12 protein-coding genes and 1 tRNA gene are annotated in these 11,478 nt (G+C 54.8%); all 13 read left to right on the forward strand.

What is annotated here, in order from left to right; genetic code table 11:
- Nucleotides 1-413 precede the first annotated feature (413 nt).
- The 13 genes from tet (at nt 414) to PMW70_RS09390 (ending at nt 11,262) form a co-directional block, all read left to right on the forward strand.
- On the forward strand, nt 414-2,351 hold the full coding sequence (gene tet / locus PMW70_RS09330) for a TetM/TetW/TetO/TetS family tetracycline resistance ribosomal protection protein (protein ID WP_271744696.1): 1,938 nt from the start codon (nt 414-416) through the stop codon (nt 2,349-2,351).
- Nucleotides 2,352-2,651: 300 nt separating this feature from the next.
- On the forward strand, nt 2,652-2,945 hold the full coding sequence (locus PMW70_RS09335) for a DUF3847 domain-containing protein (protein ID WP_271744697.1): 294 nt from the start codon (nt 2,652-2,654) through the stop codon (nt 2,943-2,945).
- Nucleotides 2,946-4,412, forward strand: coding sequence for a MobQ family relaxase (gene mobQ / locus PMW70_RS09340; protein WP_271744698.1), 1,467 nt, complete (start codon nt 2,946-2,948; stop codon nt 4,410-4,412). It abuts the gene before it with no gap.
- Entirely contained in the window at nt 4,409-4,828 is a 420-nt protein-coding gene (locus PMW70_RS09345; protein ID WP_271744699.1) for a cysteine-rich VLP domain-containing protein, read from the forward strand. Before mobQ ends, PMW70_RS09345 begins: the two co-directional genes overlap by 4 nt.
- A gap of 85 nt (nt 4,829-4,913) precedes the next feature.
- Nucleotides 4,914-5,180: a transposon-encoded TnpW family protein gene (locus tag PMW70_RS09350; protein ID WP_271744700.1), complete on the forward strand. Its 267-nt coding sequence runs from the start codon at nt 4,914-4,916 to the stop codon at nt 5,178-5,180.
- An 80-nt stretch (nt 5,181-5,260) separates the two neighbouring features.
- Complete coding sequence (locus PMW70_RS09355; protein ID WP_334203973.1) at nt 5,261-5,875, forward strand: MBL fold metallo-hydrolase; 615 nt, start codon at nt 5,261-5,263, stop codon at nt 5,873-5,875.
- A gap of 194 nt (nt 5,876-6,069) precedes the next feature.
- On the forward strand, nt 6,070-6,936 hold the full coding sequence (gene fba, locus PMW70_RS09360; RefSeq protein WP_035137086.1) for a class II fructose-1,6-bisphosphate aldolase: 867 nt from the start codon (nt 6,070-6,072) through the stop codon (nt 6,934-6,936).
- A gap of 254 nt (nt 6,937-7,190) precedes the next feature.
- Nucleotides 7,191-8,624, forward strand: coding sequence for a transglutaminase-like domain-containing protein (locus tag PMW70_RS09365; RefSeq protein WP_271744701.1), 1,434 nt, complete (start codon nt 7,191-7,193; stop codon nt 8,622-8,624).
- Between the two features lie 39 nt (nt 8,625-8,663).
- A tRNA-Leu gene (locus tag PMW70_RS09370) sits at nt 8,664-8,750 on the forward strand.
- 431 nt (nt 8,751-9,181) lie between these two features.
- A complete protein-coding gene (gene infC, locus PMW70_RS09375) occupies nt 9,182-9,751 on the forward strand; it encodes a translation initiation factor IF-3 (protein ID WP_006234423.1) in 570 nt (189 codons plus the stop codon).
- 32 nt (nt 9,752-9,783) lie between these two features.
- On the forward strand, nt 9,784-9,975 hold the full coding sequence (gene rpmI, locus PMW70_RS09380; RefSeq protein WP_006234422.1) for a 50S ribosomal protein L35: 192 nt from the start codon (nt 9,784-9,786) through the stop codon (nt 9,973-9,975).
- A 46-nt stretch (nt 9,976-10,021) separates the two neighbouring features.
- Entirely contained in the window at nt 10,022-10,381 is a 360-nt protein-coding gene (gene rplT / locus PMW70_RS09385; RefSeq protein ID WP_022094123.1) for a 50S ribosomal protein L20, read from the forward strand.
- A gap of 272 nt (nt 10,382-10,653) precedes the next feature.
- Nucleotides 10,654-11,262: a helix-turn-helix transcriptional regulator gene (locus PMW70_RS09390; protein WP_117855272.1), complete on the forward strand. Its 609-nt coding sequence runs from the start codon at nt 10,654-10,656 to the stop codon at nt 11,260-11,262.
- Nucleotides 11,263-11,478 lie beyond the last annotated feature (216 nt).

Here is an 11,478-nt window from a genome sequence, read left to right on the forward strand (position 1 = left end):
GGATTCGCGCCTCAGGACTCAGCGCAACGCGTTGCGCTGAGTCCTGAGGCTGTTGCAGTGAACATGAGAATCAAGGGTGCAGTAACAGAGAAAAAATGTATCTTAACAGGGTTGCTTTTGGGAATTTGATATGCTATACTATAAAAATCCAAGCAAAGGAGTTTATCAATATGCGGCAAGGTATTCTTAAATAAAATTTGATAATGGGAACAAAGACAAACGTCCTCAAGGAGAGGGCTTGGTTTTTGTACCCAATTTAAGAATACTTTTGCCTTTTCATTTCATATCGTGATAGACAACGGCCAGCCTTGGCCGCAGTTTTCATGTGTGTCCTACCTATCATCCCCAGCGGTAAAAGTATTTGTCGCTGGGGATTTTTGCGCCCTTCTGGGCCTTGTATGGAGGACAATCATATGAAAATCATCAATATTGGCATTCTTGCTCATGTAGACGCAGGTAAGACGACCTTGACGGAGAGCCTGTTATATACCAGCGGAGCAATCGAGGCGCCCGGCAGTGTGGATCAGGGAACAACGAGAACGGACACCATGTTTTTAGAGCGGCAGCGTGGAATCACCATTCAAACGGCGGTCACTTCCTTTCAGTGGCACGATTGTAAGGTCAACATTGTGGATACTCCTGGGCATATGGATTTCTTAGCGGAGGTCTATCGCTCCCTTGCCATTCTTGACGGAGCGATTTTGGTTGTTTCTGCAAAAGACGGCGTTCAGGCGCAGACCCGTATTCTGTTTCATGCTCTGCAAGTAATGAAAATCCCAACTGTTATCTTTATTAACAAAATCGACCAGGACGGGATTGACCTGCCAGGTGTGTATCAGTCTATCCGAGATAGGCTCTCCGCAAATATGATTATTAAGCAGAACGTGCAGCTTTCCCCGGATATATCCATCATGGAAAACATGGGGCTGGAGAATTGGGATACCGTGATTGCGGACTGTGATGAATTGTTGGAGAAATATATTGCCGGAGAACCAATGGACAAAGAAGAACTTCTGCGGGAGGAAAACAGGAGAATCCAAAGCGTCTCTCTGTTTCCGGTCTATCATGGCAGTGCCAAGGTAAACTTGGGAATCCGACAACTCATTGAAGCGGTCACAGATACATTCCAATCACCCACCGGGCAGAACGGCTCTGAATTGTGCGGAACTGTGTTCAAAGTTGAGTACGCAAACCAGAGCCAACGCCTTGCCTATCTGCGGTTGTACAGCGGTACGCTTCATTTGCGGGATTCCGTAGCCTTGGCAGGGAAAGAAAAACTGAAAATTACGGAAATGCGTATCCCCTCAAAGGGTGAGATTGTCCGAACAGAGATTGCCCATGCGGGCGAGATCGTCATTGTACCCTGCGACAGTTTGCGGCTGAATGATGTGCTGGGAAACAAACTGCTGCTGCCCCGTGAAACGTGGAGCGACAATCCTCTCCCTTTGCTGCGGACAACAATTGCACCAGAGAAACCAGAACAGAGGGAACGCTTGTTAAACGCCTTGACAGAAATTGCGGATACCGACCCGCTTCTGCGCTATGAAGTAGACGCTGTGACCCATGAGATCATTCTCTCCTTTTTGGGCCGGGTACAATTGGAAATTATCTCTGATCTTCTGGTGGAAAAATATCAGCTCAACACAACTGCAAAAGAACCTACCATCATCTATATGGAGAGGCCATTGAAAGCGGTAAGTCACACCATTCATATCGAAGTGCCGCCCAATCCATTCTGGGCGTCCATCGGGCTGTCCGTCACCCCTCTCCCCCTTGGCACCGGAGTGCAGTATGAGAGCAAAGTTTCCGTTGGGTACTTGAATCAGAGTTTTCAAAACGCTGTATTGGATGGTATCCGCTACGGTCTGGAACAAGGCGTGTATGGATGGAAGGTAACGGACTGTAAAATCTGTTTTGAGTATGGGCTTTATTATAGTCCGGTCAGCACTCCCGCAGACTTTCGGTCATTGGCACCTATTGTATTGGAGCAGGTGTTGAAAAAGGCGGGGACGCAGCTATTGGAACCATATCTTTCTTTTACACTCTATGCGCCGCAGGAATATCTCTCCAGAGCTTATCATGACGCACCAAAATATTGCGCGAGTATTGAAACGACCCAGGTTAAAAACAGCGAGGTGATTTTTACTGGCGAAATCCCTGCCCGCTGTGTGCAAGAGTACCGCAATGACCTCACCTCTTATACAAACGGGAGAAGCGTTTGTTTAACAGAATTGAAGGGGTATCAAATCGCCAGCGGCGAACCAGTTTTTCAGCCACGCCGCCCAAACACCCGGATTGATAAGGTGCGCCATATGTTCAACAAAATTCTCCCATCAATGATGGACTTATAAAATCCCTTTGGAACAAAGGGCGCACTTCTATACATGGTCTGCGACCATGTATCGTGCGCTCTGCGAGGCTACGGCCCGGACTTCCGAAAGTCCGGGCCGTTTGCGTCGCTCCGCTCCGTACAAGGGGCTGCGCCCCTTGCGCCGCTTTGCGGCTATCCCTGCGCCCTCGCTGGAAAGGTACATCCGCTCTGCGTCTGCACCTTTCCAGCGAGGCTAAAACCGAATACCGTTACCCTTGACCGTTTACCCGACACAGCAGGTAGACGGTCTTTTGTTTTGCCAAGAAGGAGGTCAAACACGATGGACAAGTCACGCGAAGAATTAGAGAAAGAGTATGCTGAGGCCACCGCTAAGTTGGAGCAGTACCAGCACAGAGGCCAGCGGTATGAGAACCGCATCCGCTACTACACCCAAGGCGAAAGGAAGAAGCGAAACCACCGACTTATCACCCGTGGCGGAGCGGTGGAGAGTATCGCCCCGGAGGTGCGCGGCATGAGCGAAAGGGCCTTTTTTCTTTTGATGGAAAAGGTCTTTTCCCTGCCGGAAGTTGCCGCCCTGGTGAGCCAAGCCACTGACCAGCAGGAGGGCGGATAATTGGCCCTGTTCCATCTCCACGTTACCCAGGTCAAACGGAGCGCGGGACAGTCTGTTGTCACGTCCGCCGCCTACCGAGCCGGGGAGAAATTGTATAGCGAATACTATGGCGAGGTCAGCGACTACACCCACAAGGGCGGCGTGGTTTGCACAGACATTCTCCTGCCGCCCCAGGCCCCCAATCAGTACCAAGACCGCGCCACCCTCTGGAACGCCGTGGAGAAGGCCGAGCGCGGCAAGAAAGCCCAGCTTGCATATAGCTTTGACATTGCCTTGCAGAACGAGTTTTCATTGGAGGAAAACATCGCTCTTGCAAGGCAATTTGTTTCGGAGCAGCTTGTGGGCCGGGGCATGATTGCCGACTTTGCCATCCACCAGCCGGACAAGGAGGACGGCGGTATTCCTAACCCGCACTTTCATATTCTCTGCCCCATCCGGCCCATTGAGCCAGACGGCAAATGGGGGTGCAAGCAGCGTCGCCGCTACCGTCTGGACGAGGATGGGAACCGCATCATGGGTGAGGACGGCAAACCCCTCTTTGACGCTGTTCCTACCACCGACTGGGGAAGCCCGGAAACGCTGGAACAATGGCGGAAGGCGTGGGCCGCTATGGTCAATGCCAAGTTTGAGGAAAAGGGCCTGACCTGCCGTGTCGATCACCGCTCCTATGAGCGTCAGGGCCTTGACCTGCTGCCTACCATCCATGAGGGCGTAGCCGTCCGCCAGATGGAGGCCAAGGGCATCACCACCGACAAGGGCGATCTGAACCGCTGGATAAAAAAGGCCAACAACATTCTGCGGGATATTCGGAAGAAAATCGCCGGCCTGACAGATTGGATAAAGGCCATAAAAGAAGAATTGAGCCAGCCCCAAGCCCCGACCCTTGTTGCCCTGCTGACCGACTACTATGAGGGCCGGAACGCCGGAGCATGGAGCCGCAACGCCAGGATTGGGAACCTCAAAGATTTTGCCGAGGCCGTCAATTTTCTGACCGAGAAAGGCATTGTCACTCTGGAAAATTTGGAGGCCCATATTGCCGCCCAGGGTGAGCGGGCGGAGGCCATCAACACATCCATGAAAGCCAAGTCCGCCCGTCTGAACGAATTGAAGGAACTGCTTCGCCTTGTTGACCTCTACCGGGACACCAAACCCATCTATGACGAATGGAAAGGTATCAAGTGGAAGGGCAAGCGAGAACAATTCGAGAGGGAGCATGAGAGCGAGTTGAGGACGTTCCACATGGCCCACCGCAAGCTGGATAAGCACCGTTCCCCTGCTGGTAAAATTCCCGTTCATGCGTGGGAACAGGAACAGGCGAGGCTTCAACAGGAGTACAAGTCCGAGTATGAGCAGTACAAGCCCATTCAGGACGATTTACGGAGGCTGCAACAGGTGAAGCGGAACGCCGATGTTGCTATACGCCAGCAGGAGCAGACCCGGCAGAAACGGCGGGAGGTGGAGCGGTGAAGGACATTCCCCAGCTGACCTACCAGCAGTACCGGGCCGTCCGGCGGATGGTGCATGAGTGCTACAACTATGACGACGGCAACTGCCTTGCTCTTGATAACGGCTGGGAGCCTTGCGTCTGCGTCCAGAGTATCACCTATTCCCTGGTCTGCAAATGGTTCCGCGCCGCCGTCCTGCCAACAGACAAGGGGCTGTGTGCCGCCTTGCTCCACCGAGGACGGGCGCGGCCCTGCGCCGAGTGTGGGACGATGTTTGTGCCGCGCTCCAACTGCGGGAAGTATTGTGACGAGTGCGCCGCCATTGTGCGCCGGAGGAAGAAAGCCGCCAACGAACGGGAGCGCCGCAGGCGTGGACATTTAGAGGCTGGAAAGCCTTGCAATCAGGGGGCTTGCGGACAGTCCTCAAAGGGGGGCTGATACATTCCCTTCCCCCACACCAACGTGGGCGACAAAATGGCGCTCACGTTGGATTATCTTTTGATGAACGATGAAAGGAGAGCCTATGACAAATGACCCCAGCATGACGATCACCAGCACCACCCCCGCCCCGGAGGGAAGCGACAGCACCAGCAGGAAGGGCAAGACCATTCCCTTGCCCATGATGGAGGGCGGCAACGCCCCACCCGCCCCGGACGCGCCGCCACCCGATATGGTAAAGACTGTTGGCGGCACGACGTTTGATATTTACTTTCATTTCAGCCAGACCAGCCGGGAAACCTTTACCGACAAGGTGCTGCGCCTTATTCAATCCGATGCTGTAACCTCATAAAAATAATTTGCTTTTTCCTCTATCCTTATTGACAAGACCCGAAGGGATCGGTCGAGATTGAGACGCTCGTAAACGGTCCCATTCAGACCAATAGCTATGCTGTTATTTCGGACAATGAGTGCGTGATTATCGATCCCGCATGGGAAGGCGAACGCCTGGTGGAGCATATTCGAGCCGAGCATCCCGGCGTACGCGTGTTTGGCGCCGTATGCACTCATGGCCATGCCGATCATGTTGGTGGTGTTGCAGGCGTGCGAACCACCGTTGTCGAGGGCTGCCAGTATGAGCTGTGTGCTAAGGATGTGGCGGTGCCGCATGCGAACATCGAGGAACAGCGAGCTATGTGGGGCATTGAGACGCCTGACCCCGGGGAGCCGACGCACCTGCTCGCCGAGGGAGATGCTATCAAGGTGGGCGATATCTACCTGCAGGTGATCGAGACGCCAGGGCATACGCCGGGCGGGATCGTCTTGTTTGCTGCCACCGAGCAGGGGAACATTGCCTTTGTGGGCGACACCCTGTTTCCGGGTGGGCACGGCCGCACCGATCTTTCTGGAGGAGACGAGGCGGCGATTCTGCGCTCGCTCTCCAAGCTCGCCCGGCTTCTCCCGCCCGATACCGTTTGCCTAACCGGTCATGGCGATTCGACCACCATGGCACGCGAGCTCATGCAGAACCCTTTCATGCAGATTTAGCTTAATAGTCGGCTTTTGAAGCACGAGAAGCGTCCAAACGTCAAGCTATTTTTCCCCAACGGGTCGATTCTGTAGGGCAAACGGTCAAAAAAGTCTGTTTGGACGATATTCGTGAACAAACGAACGTTTATGCTCGGGTGCGCCGTGGTAAAATCTCAGGCGTTATCGGAGCAACCTTACAGGAGGTTTCTTTTATGCTCGTCAACGCAGCAGACATGCTCAAGAAGGCCGAGGCCGGCAAGTACGGTCTTGGTGCCTTCAACACCAACAACCTCGAGTGGACCCTGGCTATTCTCCAGGCCGCCGAGGAGGCCAAGTCTCCGCTGATCCTTCAGTGCACCGCTGGTGCCGCTAAGTGGATGGGCGGTTTCAAGGTCTGCGCCGACATGGTCAAGGCTGCCGTCGAGGCCACGGGCGTTACCGTTCCCGTCGCCCTTCACCTCGATCACGGTTCTTACGAGGACTGCTTTAAGTGCATCGAGGCCGGCTTCACGTCCATCATGTATGACGGCTCTCACGAGGAGACCTTCCAGCTTAACCTCGACCGCACCAAGGAGCTCGTTGAGCTTGCCCACTCCAAGGGCATGTCCATCGAGGCCGAGGTCGGCGGCATCGGCGGCACCGAGGACGGCGTGACCTCCAGCGGCGAGCTCGCTGATCCTGCTGAGTGCAAGCAGATCGCTGACCTGGGCGTCGACTTCCTCGCCTGCGGCATCGGCAACATCCACGGCGTGTACCCCGCCGACTGGGCTGGCCTTTCCTTCGAGCGCCTGGGCGAGATCAAGGCCCAGACCGGCGACCTGCCCCTCGTCCTGCACGGTGGCACCGGCATCCCCGAGGATCAGATCAAGAAGGCCATCTCCCTGGGCATCTCCAAGATCAACGTCAACACCGACCTGCAGCTCGTCTTCGCCAAGGGCGTCCGCGAGTACATCGAGGCTGGCAAGGATCAGCAGGGCAAGGGCTTTGACCCCCGCAAGCTCCTCAAGCCTGGTCGCGACAACATCGTTGCCCGCACCAAGGAGCTCATGGAGGAGTTTGGCTCCGTCAACAAGGCGTAAGTAGCGGTTTAACTTCCCGCCGGAGGCCCCGTTTCCCCTACGCTGTTTCCCTCGCGCTCACCTGGCTTCGCCAGAAGTCGCGCGACGGAATCAGCTCCGGGGAAACGGGGCTTCCTTCGTTTAACGCCGCAGGGTTACGAGGCTGAATTATTTATTTGACTACCGTTCGGCGGTGTTGATGGCTCCCTTGTTGGGGCTTTCTTTTTATCTCGCTACAATGGGCTTCAAGCGTTCTAGTGACTTGGAGTTTTGGTATGGCTGTTATTAATGTGCTGCCTTCGGATGGGAAGGTTATTGACGAGGGTCCAGTTGGTTGCTCTGCTGATGTTTGCTGTGATGACTTTCGTCATCTCGATGTTGGACTGCCGCCCGAGATTCTTCGTCTTAAGGATGCCGGGTATTTGACGCAGGCTGTTGCTGCCTGCGATCGCCTTTTGGAGCAGAACCCCGAGCCTTCGCTGGCTGCTTGTGTTCGTGCGGAGCGGTATCGCATGCTCGAGACGCCGCTTCATTTTTCGGTGTCGCGTGATCGGGCCATTGCGATGATTCGCGAGGAGTGGCCAGAGTTTACCGAAGAGCAGTTTGATGACCTGATTAATCGCAAGCGTATTGACTGGCGCTTTATCGATGGCGAGCTGTTTGTTCTCGACAACTTCCTCGATTCGCTTCGCGTGTACCCCAAGGAGGTTCCGGGCCTGCGTCCCGATTCTACGGACGGCATAGCGCTGCGTAACCAGATGCTCAGGGAGATGGAGTCGCAAAACGGGTTGACTCGCGTCATCACGCTTAAGGCATCTGTGTCTGTCCCCGGGGCTCTGGAGGGAGAGGCTGTTCGCGCGTGGCTACCCGTTGCCGCCGCCTGTCGTCAACAGTCTCATATCGAGGTTCTCGATATGACGTCGGAGGGTACCGTTGCCTCTGAAAACGTTTCGGCTCGTACTGCCTCTTGGACATCTTCGACTGAACATTCATTCTCGGTGACCTATCGCTATCACATCGATGCCGCCTATTGTGATATCTATGGTGGTGCGCTCCCGTCGCATACGTGCATGGACACGCCGCTGCCCGAGGACACTTCCGAGGACCGTCCGCATATTGTGTTTACGCCGTACCTGCGACAGTTGACGGAGCGTGTTATTGACGGGCTCGATGATCCGCTCGATCGCGCTCGTGCTATCTATGATTACCTGACACAGCGTATCGACTATCGCTATCAGCCACCGTACCTGCTTTTGGGATCTATTGCCGACGACTGTGCACACTCGCTCCGCGGCGATTGTGGCGTTATGGCGCTCACGTTTATCACCATGTGCCGCATTGCGGGCGTTCCCGCCCGTTGGCAGAGCGGCCTGTATGTTGCGCCCGATTCGGTGGGGCCGCACGATTGGGCTGAGTTCTATACGCCACAGACCGGTTGGCTTAACGCCGACGTATCGTTTGGTTCCTCGGCACGCAGGATGGGGGAGGAGTGGCGTCGTCGTCACTACTTTGGCAATCTCGACCCGTGGCGCATGGTGGCCAACAATCGATTCCAGGCTGAATTTGTGCCTGCTTTCGATGGCATGCGCGAGGATCCCTATGACAACCAGATGGGCGAAGCCTCGGTTAACGGACGCGGATGCCGTCGGCGCGAGATGCTTCGCACGGTCGAACTCATCGAAATGCTTGAAGTTCCATTTTCGGACTAATCAACAGAAAGCTGTGATAAACTAACTCACGCATTACGTGCCCGAGTGGCGGAATTGGCAGACGCAGTGGACTCAAAATCCACCGTTGGCAACAACGTGCGAGTTCGAGTCTCGCCTCGGGCACCATACATGCAAGTGAGCGTTCAAGGGGGTCAAGGCCCCCTTTTTCGTGCCGAACTCGCGTGAGCGCGCGGAGCGTTAAGCAAACAGGCCTGTGGCCTGTTTGTAGCGGAGCGTGGCGAGGGCGCCATGCGCCCGAAGCCCGGGGCTTCGCGAAGCGAAGGCCCTTCGAGTCTCGCCTCGGGCACCATACATGCACCTGCGCTTCAAGGGGGTCAAGACTCCCTTTTTCGTGTACGTAATGTGATAACGCGCGGTACGTGTTATTATTCGCAAGGCGTTGTTCCCGCAATGCCCTAAAGAGGAACCCGAGGGTTCCCACCTTTTGGCGCCAATGAGCAGCTGACTGGTCATACAACTTAGATTCCCTTCCTCATACCGAGGATGTCTATGTGTACGACCTGGTTGCAAACAAGCGCCGGGTTATTTTTTTATGAATGGAGGTAGGGAAAATAGCTAAGTCTGATGACACCCGCATCAACGACGAGATCACTGCATCTTCGTGCCGTTTGATTGGCGTCGATGGCTCTCAGCTCGGCCTGTTCGCCATCCGCGATGCCCAGCGCGTCGCCGACGATCAGGGTCTCGACCTGGTCGAGATCGCTCCCAACGCGGAGCCGCCGGTCTGCAAGGTCATGGACTATGGTAAGTTCAAGTACCAGCAGGCCATGAAGGCCAAGGCCGCTCGTAAGAACCAGTCCAAGGTCGAGGTCAAGGAAATGAAGTTCCGACCCAAGATTGACGTTGGCGATTACGAGACCAAGAAGGGCCACGTTCTGCGTTTCCTCAAGAAGGGCGCACGCGTTAAGATCACCATCATGTTCCGCGGCCGTGAGATGGCTCACCCGGAGCAGGGTCTTAACGTTCTCGAGCGTCTCGCCGAGGATCTCAAGCCTTACGCTACGGTCGAGTCCAAGCCTAAGATGGAAGGCCGTAACATGCTTATGCTGCTCGCCCCGATTAAGGGCGCCTTCGATGAGGATAAAGCGGCAAGCGATACCAAGTAACTAGTGTTCTGTAACCGATTAAGGAGTATTTCATGCCTAAGATGAAGTCCCACAGCGGCACCAAGAAGCGTTTCCGCAAGACTGGTACCGGCAAGCTTATGCGCGCCAAGGCTTTCAAGAGCCACATCCTGAGCAAGAAGTCCACCAAGCGCAAGCGTGGCTTCCGTCAGGAGACCGAGATCGCCGCTGCCGACCGCAAGGTCATCAAGTCGCGTCTCGCCTAAGTTCGCGTTCCCGTTTTTCGTTTTACCGTCTAGGAGTTGATAGAACATGGCACGTATTAAGCGCGCTGTTGCCGCCAAGAAGAAGCGCCGTACCGTTATGCACCGTGCGAAGGGTTACTACGGTGCCGCTTCGCGTACTTACAAGCATGCTAAAGAGCAGGTCCAGCACTCCCTGCAGTATCAGTATCGTGATCGCCGCAACAAGAAGCGCGAGATTCGTTCTCTCTGGATCACCCGTATCAACGCTGCTGCTCGCCTGAACGACATCTCTTACTCTCAGTTCATGCACGGCCTGAAGGTTGCCGGTATCGAGCTCGACCGCAAGGTCCTGGCTCAGATGGCTTACGAGGACATCGAGTCCTTCAACGAGCTGGCTGCCATCGCCAAGAAGGCTCTCGAGGCTTAATTGCTTCTTGCATCTTAAAGGGGCGCTTCCAATCCGGAAGCGCCCCTTTTTGATTGATTAGGGATGTGATCGATTTGGGACGTAGCCAAACCGATCAATTCGATAGCGTCCGAGTTGCAAGAAAGAGCAGGTAGCGTATGTGTCAAAGATTTTTGACACTCTAATCTGCGCTCAGCCATCCGTATGGGTTTGATTTTGGGATTACGCTTTGCTTGCCGGCTTCTGTTGTGTAGCCGCCCAATAAGAGTTGAAATGCATTCGAAGGGAACGCCATGCAGCTGCCAAAACGCCTTAAACAGTATCGACTCGATGCTGGTTTGTCCCAGGAGGATCTTGCAAGGCGCATTTTTGTAACACGTCAGACCATCAGTAATTGGGAGCGCGGTAAAACGTACCCCGACATCCAGAGTCTCCTACTGCTGTCTGAACAACTGGATGTAACGATTGACGAGCTTGTTAAAGGCGACATTTCAATAATTAGAGAAAGGGTTGAACGCGATAGGGGCACGCTCTATCGCTTGGGTGCGGGGATGTTGGCTGGGCTTCTTGCGTTTACCGTCTCTATGGCCTGGCTCATGTGGCAACAAAACCACGGGTGGGGGATGGTCCAGTGCGTTCCGACGATGGTGTTGGCAGGCGTCTTTGGTGCTGGCGCAATGTGCTGCGCGCTTGCAGCGGAACATATCAAGAAGAAGAATGATTTGGTGACGTATCAAGAGATATCCGACTTCTTGGACGGAAAGAAGGCGGACAGCGAAGAGACGAGGACGGGCTGGGCTTATGAGCATCCACAGCTTGCGAATGCCATCAAGTTTGCCGCAGCGGCTCTTATTGGACTAATCGTTTTTGAACTCATTAACGCTGCTATGTCCCATTTCTAATGGGTATACAGCCATTAATGCGGCCGAAGCTTAACCGTTGGAAAACCGAAGGGCCGCTCTAATAGGGGAGCCGCGGCCCTGTTCTTTCTAGGCTCTCACAGAGAGGGCCCCATCCTCATTTGTGTAGGAAATGTGTGCACCCAGATTCCCGCCCACGGCGCCCCTCCGGTCTGGCAATATATCTCCTTGCCGCGCGGCCCGGTCGGACCGGATGAG

Origin of the sequence: Collinsella aerofaciens (genome assembly GCF_028209625.1) — a bacterium.
GTDB classification, from domain to species: domain Bacteria; phylum Actinomycetota; class Coriobacteriia; order Coriobacteriales; family Coriobacteriaceae; genus Collinsella; species Collinsella aerofaciens_AM.

What these genes read in the sequence shown, in the direction of transcription:
- tet (WP_271744696.1), top strand. Translation starts at nt 414, where the DNA reads ATGAAAATCATCAATATTGGCATTCTTGCTCATGTAGACGCAGGTAAG.
- PMW70_RS09335 (WP_271744697.1), top strand. Translation starts at nt 2,652, where the DNA reads ATGGACAAGTCACGCGAAGAATTAGAGAAAGAGTATGCTGAGGCCACC.
- PMW70_RS09350 (WP_271744700.1), top strand. Translation starts at nt 4,914, where the DNA reads ATGACAAATGACCCCAGCATGACGATCACCAGCACCACCCCCGCCCCG.
- fba (WP_035137086.1), top strand. Translation starts at nt 6,070, where the DNA reads ATGCTCGTCAACGCAGCAGACATGCTCAAGAAGGCCGAGGCCGGCAAG.
- PMW70_RS09365 (WP_271744701.1), top strand. Translation starts at nt 7,191, where the DNA reads ATGGCTGTTATTAATGTGCTGCCTTCGGATGGGAAGGTTATTGACGAG.
- infC (WP_006234423.1), top strand. Translation starts at nt 9,182, where the DNA reads ATGGAGGTAGGGAAAATAGCTAAGTCTGATGACACCCGCATCAACGAC.
- rpmI (WP_006234422.1), top strand. Translation starts at nt 9,784, where the DNA reads ATGCCTAAGATGAAGTCCCACAGCGGCACCAAGAAGCGTTTCCGCAAG.
- rplT (WP_022094123.1), top strand. Translation starts at nt 10,022, where the DNA reads ATGGCACGTATTAAGCGCGCTGTTGCCGCCAAGAAGAAGCGCCGTACC.
- PMW70_RS09390 (WP_117855272.1), top strand. Translation starts at nt 10,654, where the DNA reads ATGCAGCTGCCAAAACGCCTTAAACAGTATCGACTCGATGCTGGTTTG.